The organism is Marinicella pacifica (assembly GCF_014636635.1).
In the GTDB taxonomy this organism is placed as follows: domain Bacteria; phylum Pseudomonadota; class Gammaproteobacteria; order Xanthomonadales; family Marinicellaceae; genus Marinicella; species Marinicella pacifica.
The window spans coordinates 42,108-60,895 of the sequence record NZ_BMEO01000004.1; the positions used below are offsets into that span (position 1 = coordinate 42,108).

At 45.4% G+C, this 18,788-nt stretch carries 19 protein-coding genes; all 19 read right to left on the reverse strand.

The window, feature by feature from the left end; translation table 11 throughout:
- The 19 genes from IEV16_RS05945 to IEV16_RS06035 all read right to left on the reverse strand — a co-directional run bounded on the left by IEV16_RS05945 (nucleotide 1) and on the right by IEV16_RS06035 (nucleotide 18,788).
- Entirely contained in the window at nucleotides 1–828 is an 828-nt protein-coding gene (locus IEV16_RS05945) for a glycosyltransferase family 2 protein (RefSeq protein WP_188364769.1), read from the reverse strand.
- Complete coding sequence (locus IEV16_RS05950; RefSeq protein ID WP_188364770.1) at nucleotides 819–1,982, reverse strand: ABC transporter ATP-binding protein; 1,164 nt, start codon at nucleotides 1,980–1,982, stop codon at nucleotides 819–821. Before IEV16_RS05950 ends, IEV16_RS05945 begins: the two co-directional genes overlap by 10 nt.
- Nucleotides 1,982–2,737 carry an ABC transporter permease gene (locus tag IEV16_RS05955; RefSeq protein WP_188364771.1) on the reverse strand — a complete coding sequence of 252 codons (756 nt, stop codon included), beginning with the start codon at nucleotides 2,735–2,737 and terminating at the stop codon, nucleotides 1,982–1,984. The genes IEV16_RS05950 and IEV16_RS05955 overlap by 1 nt, the downstream gene beginning before the upstream one ends.
- A gap of 9 nt (nucleotides 2,738–2,746) precedes the next feature.
- Nucleotides 2,747–3,688 (reverse strand): peptidylprolyl isomerase, encoded by a 942-nt coding sequence (locus IEV16_RS05960; RefSeq protein ID WP_188364772.1) that lies wholly within the window; start codon nucleotides 3,686–3,688, stop codon nucleotides 2,747–2,749.
- 1 nt (nucleotide 3,689) lies between these two features.
- Entirely contained in the window at nucleotides 3,690–5,069 is a 1,380-nt protein-coding gene (locus IEV16_RS05965) for a hypothetical protein (RefSeq protein ID WP_188364773.1), read from the reverse strand.
- 180 nt (nucleotides 5,070–5,249) lie between these two features.
- Nucleotides 5,250–6,689 carry a hypothetical protein gene (locus tag IEV16_RS05970; RefSeq protein WP_188364774.1) on the reverse strand — a complete coding sequence of 480 codons (1,440 nt, stop codon included), beginning with the start codon at nucleotides 6,687–6,689 and terminating at the stop codon, nucleotides 5,250–5,252.
- A gap of 275 nt (nucleotides 6,690–6,964) precedes the next feature.
- Complete coding sequence (locus IEV16_RS05975; RefSeq protein WP_188364951.1) at nucleotides 6,965–7,372, reverse strand: lipoprotein; 408 nt, start codon at nucleotides 7,370–7,372, stop codon at nucleotides 6,965–6,967.
- The gene (gene gspD / locus IEV16_RS05980; RefSeq protein WP_188364775.1) at nucleotides 7,369–9,561 is read right to left on the reverse strand and encodes a type II secretion system secretin GspD; all 2,193 of its coding nucleotides are present in this window, start codon (nucleotides 9,559–9,561) and stop codon (nucleotides 7,369–7,371) included. The genes IEV16_RS05975 and gspD overlap by 4 nt, the downstream gene beginning before the upstream one ends.
- A complete protein-coding gene (locus IEV16_RS05985) occupies nucleotides 9,558–10,277 on the reverse strand; it encodes a hypothetical protein (RefSeq protein WP_188364776.1) in 720 nt (239 codons plus the stop codon). Before IEV16_RS05985 ends, gspD begins: the two co-directional genes overlap by 4 nt.
- Nucleotides 10,267–10,878 carry a type II secretion system protein GspM gene (gene gspM / locus IEV16_RS05990; protein WP_188364777.1) on the reverse strand — a complete coding sequence of 204 codons (612 nt, stop codon included), beginning with the start codon at nucleotides 10,876–10,878 and terminating at the stop codon, nucleotides 10,267–10,269. Before gspM ends, IEV16_RS05985 begins: the two co-directional genes overlap by 11 nt.
- The gene (locus IEV16_RS05995) at nucleotides 10,868–12,013 is read right to left on the reverse strand and encodes a PilN domain-containing protein (RefSeq protein WP_188364778.1); all 1,146 of its coding nucleotides are present in this window, start codon (nucleotides 12,011–12,013) and stop codon (nucleotides 10,868–10,870) included. The genes gspM and IEV16_RS05995 overlap by 11 nt, the downstream gene beginning before the upstream one ends.
- On the reverse strand, nucleotides 12,010–12,909 hold the full coding sequence (locus tag IEV16_RS06000; RefSeq protein WP_188364779.1) for a type II secretion system minor pseudopilin: 900 nt from the start codon (nucleotides 12,907–12,909) through the stop codon (nucleotides 12,010–12,012). The genes IEV16_RS05995 and IEV16_RS06000 overlap by 4 nt, the downstream gene beginning before the upstream one ends.
- Before the next feature lie 2 nt (nucleotides 12,910–12,911).
- The gene (locus IEV16_RS06005) at nucleotides 12,912–13,607 is read right to left on the reverse strand and encodes a prepilin-type N-terminal cleavage/methylation domain-containing protein (RefSeq protein WP_188364780.1); all 696 of its coding nucleotides are present in this window, start codon (nucleotides 13,605–13,607) and stop codon (nucleotides 12,912–12,914) included.
- Nucleotides 13,604–14,029, reverse strand: a complete 426-nt coding sequence (locus IEV16_RS06010; protein WP_188364781.1) for a type IV pilus modification PilV family protein — start codon at nucleotides 14,027–14,029, stop codon at nucleotides 13,604–13,606. Before IEV16_RS06010 ends, IEV16_RS06005 begins: the two co-directional genes overlap by 4 nt.
- Nucleotides 14,019–14,483, reverse strand: coding sequence for a GspH/FimT family pseudopilin (locus IEV16_RS06015; protein ID WP_188364782.1), 465 nt, complete (start codon nucleotides 14,481–14,483; stop codon nucleotides 14,019–14,021). The genes IEV16_RS06010 and IEV16_RS06015 overlap by 11 nt, the downstream gene beginning before the upstream one ends.
- Before the next feature lie 211 nt (nucleotides 14,484–14,694).
- On the reverse strand, nucleotides 14,695–15,105 hold the full coding sequence (gene gspG / locus IEV16_RS06020) for a type II secretion system major pseudopilin GspG (protein ID WP_188364783.1): 411 nt from the start codon (nucleotides 15,103–15,105) through the stop codon (nucleotides 14,695–14,697).
- A gap of 14 nt (nucleotides 15,106–15,119) precedes the next feature.
- On the reverse strand, nucleotides 15,120–16,331 hold the full coding sequence (locus IEV16_RS06025) for a type II secretion system F family protein (protein ID WP_188364784.1): 1,212 nt from the start codon (nucleotides 16,329–16,331) through the stop codon (nucleotides 15,120–15,122).
- On the reverse strand, nucleotides 16,331–18,064 hold the full coding sequence (gene gspE, locus IEV16_RS06030; RefSeq protein WP_188364952.1) for a type II secretion system ATPase GspE: 1,734 nt from the start codon (nucleotides 18,062–18,064) through the stop codon (nucleotides 16,331–16,333). Before gspE ends, IEV16_RS06025 begins: the two co-directional genes overlap by 1 nt.
- A 100-nt stretch (nucleotides 18,065–18,164) precedes the next feature.
- On the reverse strand, nucleotides 18,165–18,788 hold the full coding sequence (locus IEV16_RS06035) for an exosortase H-associated membrane protein (protein WP_188364785.1): 624 nt from the start codon (nucleotides 18,786–18,788) through the stop codon (nucleotides 18,165–18,167).

Below are 18,788 nucleotides of genomic sequence, written 5' to 3' on the forward strand. Positions count from 1 at the left end.
TCAAAAGCGGCCTATTTTATCAGTGATTGACTGTCTTAATGTCCCCAGCGGGTCTTTTTTAATAAAGTCATCAATTAATTCACTGTATTCAGGGTGAATGGCCAGAAGCCGTTGCATGGTTTTCTGGTTAGGTTGCAGCCCCAGCTCCACAAAAGATTGGTTACCCACATGGGCCACGTAAGCATTATCTACCAGCACATTTCGCAAGCCGGAGGCAGTTGCCCGCAATGAATAATCATTTTCTTCACCATAACCGTGTCCAAAAACGGCCTCATTAAAATAACCAATTTTTTGTTTGGCTTGCGCCGTAATCAACATACAAAAACCCACAGCTGTGGGTAGTTCGGGATAAACCGGTTGATGCGATTGATTTAAAGCACCGGCCAGCGCATCTATATCTGTGGGTATCGGGTTGTTTTGCAGGGTGTCTGGCCAGGAGCAAATTTCGGCATTATTTGACCAGGGCGTTGCGGTGGCCAAATCAGGCACATGGCGCAAACATTCTTTAAATCTCTGCAACCAGCCGGCAGAAACCAATGTATCCGTGTTGAGTAAAAGACTGTGACCAAAACTGAGTTTAAGCCCTCTGTTGGCGGTTTTAACAAATCCCACGTTCTCCGGATTTACAAATAACTGCCAGTGCGGTGATTGTGACACAAAATCTGACAACATAGACGAGATTGCCGCATCATCAGAGCCATCATCTATTATCACCACTTCATCATTTTTGTTGTGTTTTAACAATAAAGTCAGACATTGGGCGGTGGCCTGTTGGGCTTTGTACACAGGAACCACCACTTGTATGCGATTTTTTCCGTTTACAACCATTCTATCGGCAATCTGGTGATACCCATTTCACGGGTTTCACCTTTGACGGTCAATGGTTTTTCCAGTGTATCAATGAGCTGTAGTTGATCAGGGCTCATGGTATGGAATTTGATGTGATAGCGACCGGGTAACAACGGTATATTTTTAATGCGCAGGGTAAACTCAAATAAGCCATCGGCTGCTTTTTTGGGTTGTTGTTTAAATTGTTCCGAATACACCCCATACACCGGCTGATTATCAAAACTGACAACACCAAAACACAAACCGGGCGCTTCCCCCGTGGGGGAATACAGCCTGGCTTTAAAATAAACCGTTTCTCCACTCCTGACTTCATCAATCACCTGATGCTCATGATTATATATGGCAGCCTCAGCCACATGAAAACCTGACTGATCCACTTTGGCCGGGGTGATTTCCGGTAACTCACTGACACTGTCATAGTGATAGGCCTGCGAAACATCATAGGCTGAGCCACGCATTCTTATGTGACCTTTTTCCAGCCAGATGGCGTGGTGTGCAATTTTTTGTACGTGATAAATACTGTGGGAAACCAATAACAAGGTACCGCCGCTGCTTAAATAATGGTCGATCCAGGCCAGACATTTACGTTGAAAATTTTCATCCCCCACAGCCAACACTTCATCAGTAATCAATAAATCCGGTTTGGTTTCGGTAATGACCGCAAATCCTAAACGCACCACCATACCCGATGAATAATTCTTAACCGGTTCACGGATATAATCACCAATATCGGCAAATTCGATCATCCGATTGATCTTTTCTTTGGCTTGCTGGCCGCGAATGCCGGCTAAGGCAGCAGATAATTTTAAGTTGTCTATGCCGGTGTATTCCGGATCAAAACCTGATCCCAGTTCAAGCAGCGCACCAATGGTGCCGTTGACTTGAATATCACCGGAAGTTGGTTGAATCACTCCTGACAAAATTTTAAGCAGGGTACTTTTGCCTGCACCATTGCGACCAACAATGGCCAGAGACTCACCTTTATGAACGGTTAGGTTAATGTCTTTAAGTACATGGCTCCCGGTTGTCACCGGTCGGTTATTTAAAATCTGCCACATACTTTTCACCCGCTGTTTATTGTTACTCACATGCGGATAAAATTTATTGAGGTTTTTTATTTCAATCAGCGGCATCAGACAAAATCATCAAAACGTGGTGCCAGTTTTTGGAAAAACAAATGGCTTAAAAACATAAAAACAACAATCCCAGCAGTGACCATCAACAAGGCGATGTAATCTGGACTATTAACCCCTAAACTTACAGCATGAATAAAATGAATAATCGGCAACAGCGGGTTATAGACCAGAATGGCCTGACCGGCATCCGGCACCAATGACCAGGAATAGATAATTGGCGTGGTAAAAAACCACAGTGGCATAAAGGCGGTGACGATTTGTTTGAGATCACGGTAAAAAGCCTGTAAGGCAGAAAACAAAAATGCCAAAGCCACCGCAAACAAAAACAAGCTTATATAAGGAAGTATCAACAGCAGCAACGACCATTGCGGCGTTAAGCGACCCATCACCATCAGCATCAATAAAATGGCGATAAAGCCGATGCCATGCAAAATAAAATGGCCGGTGACACCGGCCAACAACACCTGACGTAAATCGATTTTGACTTTCCCCAGTAAATCTTTGCGATTTAAGATGGTCATTAAACTGCCTAAAACCGCTTCTGAAAAAGCCATCCATGGCCACAAACCGACAGCCAGATAGGTTATAAAGAGTTCTTGAGGAAGATCCGGAACCCGGGCTTTAAAGATAAAACCGAATACCAGATAATAAACGAAAAGGGAAGCCACCGGTTGTACCACAACCCATAATAAGGCCGATGAACTTCCCAGATAACGGTCAGTTATCTCTTTACGTAAAAAATAACTGAACATAAATAGGCGTTATTGAAACACCTCATAGCGACTGAATATATCATCCACTATTTCTTTATTCACAACAACTTCATATTGGGCATACTCATCAATAACACTCTGGAAACGTCGCTGCATACTTTTGGCCACTATTTCGTTAACCATCTCTTCTTTTACCTGCTCAAAAGGGATTGGTTGAGCCGCTAAGATATTATTAACACGAACAATATACCAGTTTTCATCTTTTTCAAAAACAGCCGAAACCAAACCAATTTGAGATTGAAAGACCTGATCCGCAAATGGATAGCGGAAACCTGATTGTTTAAATAAACCCAATTGACCTGAATTCATATCAGCGGTGCTGTCTTCTGATAATTCTTGGGCTTTTGCAGAAAAGGCCGACACCGTATCATCCGCCATCAGTTGTTTAACCAATGTTAATGCCTCTTGCTGGCTATACTTATCCTGCGAAAGTTGAATCATGGCCAAATCCCTCTGTTCTGGTTTGACGTAATTCGACTTGGCAGTTCGGTAGCGATCATAAGCCAATTTTTCCGCTTGTTTTCGGTCGATATCCTGCAAAATATATTCTTTCAGGGCCGCATATAAGGCTTTTTTAGTTAAATAATCTTGATAAGATTTTTTAAACACTTCCACCGATAAACCCATTCGATTTATGAATTCATCATCCAATTCATTTTCACTTTGTTTAATATCTTCGATAACAGCTTGAAAATACGGGTCATCTATTAATTTTGAATCTTTCAGGTACTGGTTAATGATATTCATATTCAGCATACCCAAAATATCTTTTTCTAACTGATATTTATCATAGGAAATGCTTTTTCTGACATGCCCGGGCAAATCATGGATATAACTGTCCACATCACCGACCGGAACCTGAGCGCCATGTTGCTCGATCAAGACTTCACCTTGACCGAGCAACAACATAAACAATACAACTAGTTTCATATTAAAAGGGATCCCATGCTTTTTCACCCCAGAAAATGGCACAGCCATTGCTGATAGCTGAATTACATTCCTCACCCGGACCCTGTAAGACATTATTAAAGTTGGTACCGTCATAGGGTTGTGAGAACACAAAATTAATGTAATATTTTTTACCTTTTTCTAAATGACAGAAGTTAGGCTGATTACCCCAAAAAGAATTAGCAACCGCACTTCGAGTCGATAACAACACGTTATTTCCTACGATTTGAGCAACACATCGCGCTGTAGCAGGATTGAAGTTACCCGGACATTCACTGATTGAGAATGTGGTGGGTCCTTGTTCTCCCCAGCCCGGAGAAGTGGTAAATGAGAATTTAATATCTAAATCCTGATTGGGCACCTGTACATTTTCAATGGTGATAAAATTCACTTCCGGATTAATGTGATTAATCATTTGTTTGGTGGTGTTATCCGGGTGATAAAAAGGTGCGCCAAATCCATTAACACCAGGTGTGGCTCTTTTCCCAGCTGTATATGTGTCGGTATAATCCCATACGGTTGCTGTTAAACTCGGCGGCTTCCAAATATCAACCTGAGCGCAATTGGCCGGAGTTCCACCACCACCGCTACTTGCATTATCGATGGTAATGGCTCTTTGAACAGGACTGCCGCCCGAATTAGTACAGGTCAAACGTAAAACAGGTTCATCTTCGATAAAAATAGACTCTGATCCGGAGCTACCACGTGTTCCGGTCCATCCACCATTATTAAACGCTGTACTGGTGGCAGTACAGGACCCCGTTAGATTAGAGACACTCCATTGAATGGTGTAATTGCCATCATTGGGAATGGTCGGATTGGAACCGGGATATTGAGAAAGTTGAAAAGTATTGATTGTTGGAGTGGTTGGAGTTGTATTACCACCTGATTTCTGCACCAACTGAAACTCTTGATAACTGCTGCCTGTATTGTAGTTGTTGCAGGTTAAACGTAAAGTTGTTGGCAACTGGGTTACGGTTACATTGGGTTGGACATATGCGCCCGGTGCCGCATTTTTGTTACCGGACCATAAAGCCGCTCCCTGAGTAACAGAAGCGCTGCAGTTGGTTCCATCGGTATAAGCAACAGCCCAATTGACATCAATCGTGTCATTGGGGTTAATGGCGTATTCACTCGGGTAAAAACCGATAATGGCTTTTTGAGAGGGCGGCTCATCGACAATCAATTTATTGCCAATGGTTTGTACAGTAATGTCACCGGTGTTGATATCAATGGTGGCATTACCTTGAATGTCTGTTTGTTGGCCGTTACTGAAAATTAACTTTTTGTTTTGTGCGTGGGACACACCGGTTAACACCATCAGTAACAAAGCCATATAAGTTAAGGATTTAATTTTTTTCATAGAGAATCTCATTTTCGCAGTAACCCACATTATAGCCAAAATAATGTTAATTTTTTATATATTTATTCAGTTTAAAATGGTAATTAAAATAAATTGGCAACAATCCTATTTATATTGACCTAAAACCATAAAAAAAGGCAGGTATAAAACCTGCCTTTTATTTTCAAACCAACTTTTGGTTTATGGCTGTGTAGGCAACGCTGAATTAACGCGACCTTTGTGGTTAAACAAACCACCATACTGAGCCAGAAGACCTGGTTGAGCATTGTTGTTTGTAAAACGTTGTACCATAAAGCCGGCAACCGGAAGACCAACATAAGGAGTACCGTTAGCAGGTACCATCACATTAGCTGGGTTTTTAAAGTTAACACGCGCCCAACCGTTTGCAGTTCCGCCGCTGACGCCTTCCACTGAAGTCAGGTTGTTAGCACCCAAGAAGTTGTAATCACCAACAACACCACCTGGAGGACGGAATTCAATTGTATTCGCTTCGTAACACAATTGTGGATCCGAGCCACCTGGAGGAGGTGGAGAAATACCGCCTTGAGTGGTATTAAATTTCTCTTCACGATCCCAAACATTAATGGTGAATGTTTCACAAGCTTTATAACCATCCCATTGGCTGGTGAACGGAGGAATGGTCGTGCCATTAACGTGGAAGTATTTAGTTGGGAATGTAACGACCCATTGTGACTTACCTTCTACGTCAGATTCAAAGTTATACTCATTGTACACTTCGTCACGCATAAACACGGCAGATACAGCTTGTGCACCAGATATCCACGAGCTTGACAATGCTACACCATCGTTAAATACGACACTGTTGGTAGTACCATCAGCAATGTTTGGTGACAAAGAACCTGGGTTGGTATGGTTGAATGAACCCTCAGGCCAGAAGTCCTGTAAAGCAACGGCGTCATAGCTGACGTTAAAACCTTCTTCAACACCCACAATAGAAGCCGCACCGAATAAACCGCCGGTAGCAGGTTCCATATCTGTGTTAGGGTTCACGGCCCAAGCACCTGCGTTCCAAGAGTCTTCTAAGAAGCCACAGTCAAGTGGCACACCAGAACTAGTATGGGTCGCAGCAGCACCGTGAGCACCAATTACTTCACCCATTTCCAATACTTCAAAGTGACCTTCGCGTGAACGAACTAAATCCGCAGTTGAAGGGTCATTAGTTAACAAGAAATCTTTTTCAATTTCATATGGTAAGAACTCTTGCAAAGACTTGTTCAAGCGCGGCGCACAAGAATTGTCTGAAGAAGCGTGAGCACCACTGTCTTCACCAGCGTGATTAAGGTAACCGTTGGCGATATTAGAAGTCCAAGGACCAATCACACCGGTCCAGACATCATACTCAGATAAGTAAACGTTAAAGTCAAGCACCTCGCGAGAGTTTTTACCTTCTAAGAAACGTACTTTAATCGCTTTAACAGCTTCAGTTGTGTTAACAACAGAATACGTGGTGTTTAAACCGTTATGTAAACTGTAGTAAGGATAAATCAATACTTGACCGGTACCTTCTGGGTTAACGTGAACGGCATTACCCACAGAGGCAACACCGGCTACACCCGCTAAACCAGCGATAACGGCAGTAGTTAGTTTGTTTTTCTTCATTTCTAACTCCAAAATTATAATTAAAATCAGGGCTATTTATTAATATCCCCGCTCATATGAACGAAGCTATACAAGATAGCATGGCAAATCATATTATAAGTACAGGCCTTTCACAAGGACTAATTTAAAAAAAATAATCACTGATCTGCACAACAGGGCTCGTTAGTTCCTGCTACTTCGCACAAAAGCATGGATTATTTTAACAACATTTTTCATGAAAGCAATAAAATTCAAGTGCTTTTAACAGATAAATACAAGGTTTTTGTATGCCTGAATTAAAGTTCGGTGCTTTTCTTCGGCAGGTAATACCATTTGCCGCCGTCTTTAATCCAGCTCTCCTTAATATCGGTTTTTGCACTGGCTTCACCAAAAGCACGTCGAGAGAACTTATAGGTGTAATCAATTTTCATGTTGACTGAACAAGCATCCTCAGTACAGTCTTTATCCATAAATTCAGCACCGTTCCACTGGATATTCATTTGGGCTTTTTGGATGCGCATCTGGTAAGTCACCAGATCTTCCAGCTCGCGATAGGATGGGGCAATATATTCATAGGCTTTTTTATAGTCACTGTTGACCAAAGCCTGCCATCTTTCGACGGCTTTGGTATCAACATCATCCACAGTTTCTCCACAACCGGATAATAAAGCGGCTAATACAGCCAATAACAGGGTTTTTTTCATGGTTGATCTCCTTGGGTATTTTGCTCAGTTTCTAATGGTTTTTCAGATTGATTATTTTCAGTGTCATACTTGCCCCGGGTTGCGGTGGTGGTCATGGGCTTAATCGGTTGCAAGCCTTTAAATTTCTTGGCGTATTCTTCAGTGACAAGACGCGCTTGTTCGGGATTTTCAATAACGGTTGGCGTAATGAGTAACATCAACTCTGTGCGCTTAGTCGTGTTACTTTTTGATCCAAATAAATTACCCACCAACGGTATGCGGCTTAATAGCGGCACACCGGAACGATTATATATGTCATTATCCTGAATCAAACCACCCATAACAATGGTATTGCCACTTTGTACTGCAATTTCAGTTGTCAACGCGCGGGTTGAAATAGGCGGTTGTCCGCCCTCCGAACTGGGTGTGCCGGGTGCACTCACATCTTGATTAATTTCCATATACACCAAACCGCCCGGATTCACCCGCGGGGTAATATCAACCTGAACACCGGTCTGGATATAACGTGTATTAGTGATGGTGCCGGTGTTGTTGCCGGTATTGCCTAAACTACCCACATTGGTGATGGGAATCTGATCACCGACATTAATGGTGGCATTTTTATTATTCAACACCAACATAGACGGTGAGGATAACAGCGCCACCCGGCCTGATGATTCTTTCATGTCTAAAATAGCTTCTGCACTGGTGCCGACAAAACGATAATAAGCCCCACCTGAATTAAGTGTTGAACCTATGGTTCCAAAATCATAGGGCCAGGACTTATTCTCAGGGCCACTCACCGGTCCGGTATTCGCCTCTTCGCCAAAAAACAATTGCATACCATGAGAAATCTGATCATCTAAACTCACTTCGATAATTTTTAACTCAACCAAAACCTGCAATGGCTCAATATCCAGGCGCTTAATGGCTGATAATATTTTTTCATAATCACTGACCCCTGCTTTAATCAATAACTGATTGGAGTCTTCAATCGCCGAAATATGGATGTCGTTATCACCACCACCCGAACTGCTGCGGCGCACCGAGGTTGGGGTGTTTGCGGCTCCTGAGGAAGACACTTCACGGCCTTCTTGTCCGGGGGTTACCGAGCCACCGGAGGCTTTGCGCGAGGTGCTGCGTCCGCCACTGCCACCAAAGACATCATTTAAATAGCCGGCCAGGTCATCGGCTTTGATGTTTTTGACGCTATAAACATACAGGTTTGAGGCACCATCGGCATCGGCCCGGTCCAGACGCTTGATCCATTTCTCCGCTTTGCTTAAATAATCTTCTTGCGGCGTGATGACCATGACTGCATTAAGCCGTTCAAGCGGCAAAAAACGAAACATGCCGGCCAAGGGGTTTTCGGCGCCTTCACCAAACAGGGCTTCCAGCTCAACGATAATATCGGCGGCATCCACCCGTTCTAAATAAAAAATGCCGGTGGACATGCCGGCCAGCCAATCCACATCAAATATCTTGATGGTTTTTAAGTAGTTATTCAGTTCGGCATAATTGCCGGCCAAAAACAGCATATTGCGGGCATTATCGGCTTTGACAATGGCCCCCTCCTGGGCATAGGGTTCCAGAATTTTTTCCATTTCAGTCGGCGCAATGTAATCCAAAGGTACGGCCATCACCTGATAACCCTGACTGCTGATGGCTTGCTCCAGTTGCGGCGTTAACAATCCTTTGATGGCCTCTTTTTGAGGCAACACATGATAGCGGTCGTCATTACGCACCAGGGCGGCGTTATTCCAACTCAGCATCATTTCCAAAATTGGCAGAATTTGTTTGCGACTCACCGGGCGGGCCGTGGCAAAGGTGACTTTACCGTTCACGCCGGGTGCAATCACATAGTTTTCTTTCAGTATCTCACCCAATATAAAATGCACCACCGCCTGCAGGGACTCGCCTTCAAAGTTAAAAGTAATTTCCCCTTTTTGACTAACGCTCGGTGCGGATGACCGGGTGGCATCGTAATTTATGAATTCACCGCTGCCCGGATACATTTCATTGCCGGTTTTTTCAGGCGTGGTGTCGCTGTCCTCTTTAAAGACTTCTCCGGAGTAAGCGGTGGAATCCATGCCTTTGAGGTAATTGGGCTGTTCAAGTTCACCGCTTAAATCTCTCGGCTGGGAAGCACATCCGCCTAAATAAATCAGGACAAAAATAAGGCTTAATTTAGTTATCGGGTAAATTTTCATTGTTCATTTCCTTGGGCTGCTTTGGCTCTCATTTCAGCGCGTCGTTCGGCAATTTTGCGGCGAATTTCTTCCGCCTTCTTTTGCCTCAGTTGTTCAGGCGTCAATGTTGTCTCATCATTGTCCGCAGTTGGGTTGTTTTTGTTGTTACGATTATTCTGTGGCCGGTTTTGATTGGCTGTGTTCTTGTTTAAGGCACCACTGAAGACTTCAAGTTCCAATTCAACCGGTTCCTGGCCTTCGGCAACAAAGGTCACTTTGCGTTTATCAATCCGATCCACCATCCACATGCCTTGTTCTCCGTCTAAGGGCATCCCTTCTTTCAGAGTCAATCGTTCGTTGGTCAATTGGTCCTGGATCATGACATAACTGCTGTTACCGGTGATGATGATACTCGTTACCTGAGCTTTGAGGGGTTTAATTTCAATCACTTCAGGCCCCTGCCCGGTTTGTTCTTCAACCACCAAAGGTGCCACAAAAGGCTGTCTGTCTTCACGAAACAACGGGGTCTGGGTAATGCGATCAATCACCTCCGGTTTAATATCCGGTGCCGCCAAATCATCTTTGGCGGTCACCAGCTGTTCGATTTGGTTTTCATCAAAAGGTTCCGCCTGAATCTCGCTGACACCTCGTCCCCAGCCGATAAACTGTAAAGCCGCCACAATCAGCAATAAGCCAATCGCAGCAACCAGGGCATTCACCAGCCAATTACTCTTCATCGCCGGTCTCCACCAATTTCTTCATGTAAGCATACAGAATGAATCGTATTTCCAGACTTTCCTCTTCAGCCTGTTCCTGACCACGCCGATAGCGCTGCACATTGCGGGATTCAATGCGCAAGTCATCGATAAACAAACTGGGTTTGTGTTCTTCTATTTGTTGCAAAACATGCATAAAGACATCAAACTGGCAGCGCATTCTAACCCGAAGAATGATTTTTTCAAACTGTTGCGGATCACGATCCTGGGTCGGTGACTGACTGATGGACTGACAGGCGTTGTTATCCGGCGACTGCTCGGTGATGATATTTTTTAAAATGGCGGTGATTTCTGCATTGCCCAGATTTTCGGAATCGGCTTTTAAAAATTCATCGTTGTCACCCACAGCCTGTTTGACCTGCTGAATTTTTTCTTGCAGTAAGGGTGTTTTGGCTGCTTCATTGATGTATTTTTGGCGTGATTCATTGAGGCTGTTAATTTCTTCATTCAAGCTCGCGTGGTCCACAAAAAACCAGTGAAAAAACAAGAAATAAACTATCACTAAAACCATGAGTAACGTTGCCAATGCCAGCCAACGGCCTGATTTCTGATCAAGCTCCATTGTCCACCTCCGCAGCACTTTGAGCTTGCAGTTCCGCTTTGATGGTAAATTGCTCTTTTCCGCTTCTCGGGTCAGGCCGGACATTGCCGACGATTTTCGGCTCATACCAGGTGTCAGAGTCGTTCAATATCGGCACCAATGCATTGGCATTATCCGATTGCCCGACAATTTCCATGCGTTCATTGTCGATGATTATGCGGCTTAAATAGGTGTTGTTGGGTATTTTCTCATTGAGTTCATGAATCATGAGCACCCGGCTTGGAATTTGTTGTTTTAAATTACCGAGAAAATTGGCGGCCGTAATACTCTGGTTTAACTGATTTTCCAACAATTTGGCACGACGCGCGTCTTTTCTGAGTAATTCAACCTGTTCATTGAGGTTTTCAATTTTACTGCGCTTATTATCCAGCGAATTAAACATAACAAGAGACAACAGCAACAACAATGCCAGACCCAGTCCACCGTATAATTTCCATTTAGACCAGTCCTTTTTTTTGCGCATCTCGACAGGCAGTAAATTAACCCCCAGCGGTTGAGGCGCTTCATCGCTGCCAACATTAATGTCAATGCCCGATAGCTTAACACCTTTACTGTTAATGGCCTGAAGAATGTTGTCCAGAATATCCTTTTTAATCACGGCCAGCAATATCAGCACCTTTTCACTGCCATCATCAACAGGCCCTTGTCGCCAGGCAAATACCGCCTCATCGGCACGAAACGGCACATACTTATCCAGTTCATAAGCCAATACGGAATCAATCTCACCCATCGCCGCCTGGGGCAGTGTCACATTGCGAACAATGGCGTATTGATTCGACAACAAATAGGTGGTGCTGATATTCACTTCACTTTCGGCAATAAAATGGTTTATCCGGTGCCACCATTCATCGTTTTGTAAATCAGTGTCCTCATCTAAAGGCGTGAATTGATTGTTTTGATAACGCCACAACATCGGCTTTTCCCGGTCACCCTGGTTGATATAGACGGCCTGGGCTTCGGGAAAAATGCTGTCACGGTATTTTTCAGGGACCATACGAATCAGCTCTCCGCTCCACCACTGCATAAAAGCACGGATACTGGAATCACGATACCATTGACTCATCGGATTAATTAAATTGTCCAGTAAAGCTGTCATTTGTTTTTATTGTCTCTCCATCGTATGATTTGAAACGGCCGACCACTGACATTGCCACCCAGCCGGATGGTGCTGTCTAATTCGGCCCATTGTTTATTGGGCAGTGTGGCTTTCACCACTATACTAAAGGTGGTGCTACCACTTCGCAAACTGCCGGTCTGACCTTCGATTAAAACCGGCAACGATTCACTCATATCAAAAATTTCATGGCGTTGATTGATATAATCTTCAGCTACTTGCGCATTGATACCGCCAAGTGCCATCAGCGCTTCTTTTGGCGCAAACGCCAGATTGAGATTCCCCCGGCCGGAATAAACCGTAATCGCTGGCTCAATCTTACGGTACAATTCATAACTCATGCCCATCACCTGTAAAATTTCAGGCACCGTATCAAAGGGCGCATCTTTGGCGCCATGGGTGTATCCGGCGCTAAAATAATCAGCATCTTCAGCACCTGCCAAACGGGTCTCTTCGTCCGGGTCACGCCAGTCTTGAATTTTGTCGCTTAAAGCCAGGGCCTCATCAAATTCAACCCCCACTGAGGCAAATAATCCGACCAGAAGTTCCTCATTGGCCAAATTGAGGTCGATTTTACCAGACTCATCAGTGATTTGAACGTTGATTTTGGCTTCATCGAGGGTAAATTCATATGAACGGCCATCGGCAATCCAGCGGGTTTCAGGATCCGGATTGCGCAATTCAAACACCGCCCGGTTCAAGCCGGCTTCCGCCAGAAATTCAGCTTGTACCTGATTAAACAAAATTCTCGACTGAACACTCTCGGTGCGTGCAGATAATGCAAAACCACCGGCAATCACAGACATTAACAAGGCCACCCAAAGCACCAGCACCAGCGCGATACCTTTTTGTTGACTGTGGCGTGGCCCATAAAACATAATTATTGAGACTCCCCTGACTGTAATCGTTGAAAACGATTTAATATCGAGGGTCTTCTGGCACTGTGTCGCCCGCCATCCATTTGCAGCGCTATCTGCAAATCCGGCCACGATTGTTTGGCGTTTTCATTCATCTTCAGGTTTAATCGCACCATCAAAGGCATGTCTGTGCCCTTCTCCAATTCACTCAGCCATTCCGTGGGTTCCCGGGCTTCATCCATGGCCACAAACTCAAAATATCCGTCATCTATATTTTCCAGTAAAACCATCGGCTCAGAGGTTTCAAAAGGGGAATGCTCATCCTCATCGTCATAATTGGACACCAGACCATGGCGGTATTCCAACACCATACCACCGCGGGCATTCACCAGTTTTAATTCCTGAATATGGGGTCCGCCACTGCCAAGATAGCCGGGCATTGGTGAAACATAGGTGATTTGTTTGGGCTGACCGATAAATTTCACCATTTCACCCTCGTCCGTCATTTCAATGGCCACCGGCATGGCCCGACTGACCTGGTGACGAATGATGTTTTGAATCACCCTGATTTCATTAATGGCGGTGATTTTGGCTTCACCTTTAGCAACCATGCGGCGACCTGAGTCAATCCCTGAAAAAATCATCGCCATAATCATGGCCAACAGGGTAAACACCACAATCACTTCCAATAAAGTGAAGCCGGTTTGTTTGTTATTCATGGCTCTTCACCATAAGTCGCTGCCAGCGCCCGTAAGGTGGTGAATTCTGCGGTTCGCTCCTGAACATCACCATAATCCCAGCGAATGGTTAAGGTCACGCGATACAATTCAATCGGCGCAAAGTCCATAACCGTATCGCCTTCGTAACTGATTTCGTAAGGTGTCATGCTGATATCCCATCGATGGCCGTTTTCAAACTCACCGGAAACACCACCGGCCTCAATTGGAATGGTGACACCCACTTCTGCCATTTTACTGGCAGCTTCCAAGGCGATTTCAGTGCGTTCTGAGGATTTGATGGTGTTGGCACTTGCGTTACTCAGGATTTCCAGCACCACCATAAAGGTCATCGCTAGTATGGTGAACGCGGCAATCACTTCTATCAGGGTAAAACCCTGTTGTTGATTACGCTTAGGCATCATCAATTTCACTGTCTTTAAATAATCTGATCTCTCCGGTCAACCAGGCCACGTTAATGCGCCAGAAACGGTCTTCATAGATTAAGGTGATGCGACCACCGGTGGAGCTGCCGTCTGAAAAAAAACGAAAACCGGCTTGTTTTTCAGACGGCACTTCAGAAGCCGCGGCATACACTTTTATTTCCATACCTTCGGGTAAAGCCACGGCTTCTTCTTTACCCGGATAGCGGTAGGTTTTATTTTCTACGTCTATGGTCAGGCTTTGTTCTTCGTGTTTCACCACCGCCTGTGAGCGGGTCTGACGCAAGGCAGCCACCATGTCTTTTGAAGCGCCACGAATTTTCGCCGCCTGCAAGGAACCCGACATATTATAAGCCACCGCACCGGCAATCACGGCCAGCATGACCATCACCACCAATATCTCAATTAAAGTAAATCCGCGGTGCTTATGCGCCATACAAAGTGGTAACCTGGAGTGCTGCTGAGCAGCACGACCCGCCAAGCCGGTTGGTGAGCGAAGCGGCCGCTTCCGCTCCAAGCTCACGCGGCAGACCTCCATCCGTGGAGACCAATCAGAGGCGAAGCGCGCGAAGTTATAAGAAGTGTTCGCCGTGGCCGCTTTCACTTTTGTCGGGGACAAAAGTGAATGAAGTCCCAAGAACACACCTTTACTGCCAGTTTCCAATGTCAGAGGCCAGTTTGTCACCGCCGGGCGCTTTGTCACTACCGTAAGAATAAATATCAAAACTCTGGCCGTGCTGGCTGCGGGCGGAGAACTGGTAGGATTCTCCCCAGGGGTCGGTCAATTCTTTTTCTTTCACATACGGCCCCATCCACATGGAATCACCGCTGTCATTGACCAACTGCTCTAAATTATTGGGTAAATTACCGGTATCCAGATAAAATTCCTGAACCGCTGCCGTCAGTTTTTGTACTTCTAACTGGGCTTGTTTATATTTGGCTTTATCCTGACCACCGGTGACATTGCGTACCACCAAACCGAAAATGACGGCCAAAATGGTCATCACCACCAGAACTTCAATCAAACTAAAACCGTGTTGTCTTCTCTTATTGTTCATAATCATTTCTCACATTATCCTACTAATTCACTCATGTTCATCATGGGCATCAAAATGGCAAACACAATGGTAAAAATTAAGCCGGCCAGTATCAATACCAGAACCGGCACCAATACAGACAGCATACGGTCAATGGTGTTTTTGACCTCACCATCATAGGTGTCCGAAGTGCGCACCAACATCTCATCTAAATGGCCGGTTTCCTCGCCCACACTCAATAACTGCTGCGCCAGCTTTGGAAACGCCTCTTCTTTAGCCAGCGCATCGGCCAGCGGCGAACCGTGTTTCACTTTTTCCGTGGCATTGGCAATGGCTTTGGCAATCACCGTGTTGCCCACCACTTTTCTGGCCACCTGCAATCCTGAAAGTAAGGGCACGCCGCTGTCTGCCAGAGTGCCCAGGGTGCGGGTAAATTTGGCGGTTTCAACCCGTGTGATTAATTCACCGAACAAAGGCAGTCTAAGCATCCGCTGATCCCAGGCGTAACGGAAATCAGGTTCTTTGAGTTTTTGTCGCAACAACACCACCGCAATCACCAAAACCAGTACAATCAACCACCAAAAACTCTGCACCACCGCGGCACCGGCGAACACAAAGCGTGTAATTAGCGGTAACTCAATATTGGCATCGGCAAACAACGGTTCAAATTTCGGCACCACTTTGGCCAGCAATATAAACAAGGAGCCCACCGACAAAACCAGCAAAATGGCCGGATATATCATCGCCGAAATCACTGAATCACGTAATTCTTTGGCACTTTGCAAATAGGTGTTAAGCCGTTGCAGGGACACCTCTAACGTGCCACCCATTTCACCGGCGCGCACCATATTGGTGTACATGTTCGAAAAAACGCCGTGCTGATCTTCCAGCGCATCAGACAAGGAGCCGCCACCGCGCACTTTATCACGCACCTGTTCAATCATCGGTCGCAAACGCTCATCATCGTTGAGATCAATCATCACCGACAAAGAACGATCCAGGGGCATGCCGGACGATAACAAGGTGGCCAGTTGTTCGGTGAAATGCGCCACTTGTTTGTTATTGATTTTACTGCGTCTTGCCAGTAAATTCTCCAGAGAAAAACCCGGTTTTAATTCTTTGGCAGAAATCGGCATGTTACCGGCTTCCTGAATTTTGGCAATCACTTCAGCCTTGGTCAGGGCTTCAATCTGACCTTCTAACGGTTCACCTGAGGGGGTGATGGCTTTGTAAATAAACTGAGCCATTATGCGTGTGACACCCGAATCACTTCTTCAAAACTGGTGTCGCCATCCAGACATTTGAGCAAACCGTCTTCATACATGGTTAACATGCCTTCCTGTTGTGCCTGACGTTGCAGTTCACCGGCGGTGGCGCCTTTCATCACCATTCTCTTCAGCTCTTCGGTCATGGTTAAACATTCTAAAATCGACATCCTTCCGGCATATCCGGTGGGGTTTTCTTTAGAAGGTTGCGCCCGATAAAAATAGTACGCATCCTGTTCTTTCAGTTGTTTTAAGTTAAGCTCCTGCATCATTTCAGGCATCACCTGATAACGCTCCATACTGGATTGATCCAGCCGCCGCACCAGACGTTGCGCCAGCAAACCATTGACGGTTGAAGTCAGTAAGTAATCTTCAACCCCCATGTCTATCATCCGGGTAATGCCGCCGGCGGCTGAGTTGGTGTGAATGGTTGACAACACCAGGTGACCGGTGAGGGCCGACTGAATGGCAATTTTCGCGGTTTCAAGATCCCGCATCTCGCCTATCATAATTATGTCCGGATCCTGTCGTACAATCGCCCGCAAAGCCGTCGAAAAGTCCAGACCAATCGATGATTTGGCCTGAATTTGATTAATACCGGTCAATTGATACTCCACCGGATCTTCCACCGTTATGATTTTACGGTCTTCGGTGTTGAGTCGTTGCAAGGCGGTGTACAAGGTGGTGGTTTTACCGCTGCCGGTCGGTCCTGTGACCAGTAAAATGCCGTGTGGCATTTCAAGCACTTTTAAAAATGGTTTTAAGGTGTAATCACGAAAACCCAGCTGGTTGAAATCAAACACAATACTTTCGCGGTCTAAAATACGCATCACCACCGATTCACCATACGAGGTTGGAACCGTCGACACCCGCAAATCAAGCTCTTTACCTTGAACCCGCAGCATAATACGCCCATCCTGGGGCAAGCGACGCTCTGCGATATTCAATTTCGCCATAATTTTAATGCGCGAAATGACCGCTGCGGTGGAGCGGGCCGGCGGCGATTCAACCTCATGCAGCACACCGTCCAGGCGGTAGCGCACTTTTAAGCGGTTTTCAAAAGGTTCGATGTGGATATCCGAGGCCCGAGACTCCACCGCACGTTGCATGATCATGTTCACCAGCCGAATCACCGGCGCTTCTGAAGCCAGGTCTTTTAAGTGCTCGACATCTTCTTCTTCACCACTGTCTTCGCCCAGACCTTCGACAATCTGGCCCATGGCCGATTTGCCACCACCGTACAGTTTTTCAATGGTGTTTTCGACCTCAGAAGGCATGCCGATTTTGATCTCGATGTCTTTATCCACCACCATCTGGATCGATTTCAGCAAATAATCCAGATAAGGATACACCATCACCACGGTAATCGATTTATCGTCTTCGGCAATCGGCACAAACTGTGATTCGCGCATAAAACGAATGGGAAATTCTGCATTCACATTGGTACTGTCGGGGATGTCGTCTTCTTTAATCAGTGGCAAATCCAGCAACTCATGTAAACTCAAAGCCACATCGCGCTCAGAAGCCAGGCCCAATCGGACTAAAAGCGGGACCAGTGAAACACTGAAGCTTTCTTTGTTTAAACGAATACCCCGTTGCAAATCTTCTTCCTTAAGGCGTCCTTTTTCCACCAGATAATCACTCAGGCGCGTCTCAAAATCCGGCTCCGGCAACTGGGTTTCAGTGTGTTCTTTTGTTAATACATTTTCTGACATATTGACCATTTATTTTTCCGCGGTGAGGCATTTGGCCTCTGCGGTGTGTTAAGACAGCAGTTAAAGTGCAAAGTTCGGCCGGCTGATAACAGCGTAAGGCTTAATCATCGTTTTGTGCCGATATATTCTCAGTTTGACGCCATCCTATTAAAGTTTCAATGAATTTATGATTCAGTATTATCCACAATACGATCGGCACCACCGGTGTCAAAATCAAATAGTTCATCTGATACATGGCAGCCACCAGGTTATGGCTGATACCGGTGGCGTTTATCGCCTCAAAAGCATCTCCGCCTGAAAACAGCAATGACTTACAGGTTTCCCAGAAAACACCGTTGGTTTGAACCAGACACACCACCCCATACGCCATGAAGATTTGTGTAATTTTTTTTGCATGACTCAATACCGGCACTGAAATGGTCAAACCCGAAAACACCGCCAATCCATAACCGTAAATCATCGGATTAACCGTCACATCCAAAACCGCCAATTTACCGGCCTGACCGCTAAATTGCTGTTGTGGAAAAATCAATGTTTCCACATTCAGTAAATATCGGTTCTGATTGATACCGTTAAATAAATCTGGTTGCCAGGAAGTCAAAATCCATTCAGCCAGATAATGCACCGGTAAAACCAGCAAAGTGGCGGCTGTAAACCAGATAAAGAAGCACAATGGCAGATAGAGCACTGAGCTGACCAGTAATTCTTTGATGGGTGATTTCAT

Excerpts from the sequence above, each read along its gene's own strand:
- IEV16_RS05945 (WP_188364769.1), bottom strand. The coding sequence starts at position 828 with ATGGTTGTAAACGGAAAAAATCGCATACAAGTGGTGGTTCCTGTGTAC.
- IEV16_RS05950 (WP_188364770.1), bottom strand. The coding sequence starts at position 1,982 with ATGCCGCTGATTGAAATAAAAAACCTCAATAAATTTTATCCGCATGTG.
- IEV16_RS05955 (WP_188364771.1), bottom strand. The coding sequence starts at position 2,737 with ATGTTCAGTTATTTTTTACGTAAAGAGATAACTGACCGTTATCTGGGA.
- IEV16_RS05960 (WP_188364772.1), bottom strand. The coding sequence starts at position 3,688 with ATGAAACTAGTTGTATTGTTTATGTTGTTGCTCGGTCAAGGTGAAGTC.
- IEV16_RS05965 (WP_188364773.1), bottom strand. The coding sequence starts at position 5,069 with ATGAAAAAAATTAAATCCTTAACTTATATGGCTTTGTTACTGATGGTG.
- IEV16_RS05970 (WP_188364774.1), bottom strand. The coding sequence starts at position 6,689 with ATGAAGAAAAACAAACTAACTACTGCCGTTATCGCTGGTTTAGCGGGT.
- IEV16_RS05975 (WP_188364951.1), bottom strand. The coding sequence starts at position 7,372 with ATGAAAAAAACCCTGTTATTGGCTGTATTAGCCGCTTTATTATCCGGT.
- gspD (WP_188364775.1), bottom strand. The coding sequence starts at position 9,561 with ATGAAAATTTACCCGATAACTAAATTAAGCCTTATTTTTGTCCTGATT.
- IEV16_RS05985 (WP_188364776.1), bottom strand. The coding sequence starts at position 10,277 with ATGAAGAGTAATTGGCTGGTGAATGCCCTGGTTGCTGCGATTGGCTTA.
- gspM (WP_188364777.1), bottom strand. The coding sequence starts at position 10,878 with ATGGAGCTTGATCAGAAATCAGGCCGTTGGCTGGCATTGGCAACGTTA.
- IEV16_RS05995 (WP_188364778.1), bottom strand. The coding sequence starts at position 12,013 with ATGACAGCTTTACTGGACAATTTAATTAATCCGATGAGTCAATGGTAT.
- IEV16_RS06000 (WP_188364779.1), bottom strand. The coding sequence starts at position 12,909 with ATGTTTTATGGGCCACGCCACAGTCAACAAAAAGGTATCGCGCTGGTG.
- IEV16_RS06005 (WP_188364780.1), bottom strand. The coding sequence starts at position 13,607 with ATGAATAACAAACAAACCGGCTTCACTTTATTGGAAGTGATTGTGGTG.
- IEV16_RS06010 (WP_188364781.1), bottom strand. The coding sequence starts at position 14,029 with ATGATGCCTAAGCGTAATCAACAACAGGGTTTTACCCTGATAGAAGTG.
- IEV16_RS06015 (WP_188364782.1), bottom strand. The coding sequence starts at position 14,483 with ATGGCGCATAAGCACCGCGGATTTACTTTAATTGAGATATTGGTGGTG.
- gspG (WP_188364783.1), bottom strand. The coding sequence starts at position 15,105 with ATGAACAATAAGAGAAGACAACACGGTTTTAGTTTGATTGAAGTTCTG.
- IEV16_RS06025 (WP_188364784.1), bottom strand. The coding sequence starts at position 16,331 with ATGGCTCAGTTTATTTACAAAGCCATCACCCCCTCAGGTGAACCGTTA.
- gspE (WP_188364952.1), bottom strand. The coding sequence starts at position 18,064 with ATGTCAGAAAATGTATTAACAAAAGAACACACTGAAACCCAGTTGCCG.
- IEV16_RS06035 (WP_188364785.1), bottom strand. The coding sequence starts at position 18,788 with ATGAAATCACCCATCAAAGAATTACTGGTCAGCTCAGTGCTCTATCTG.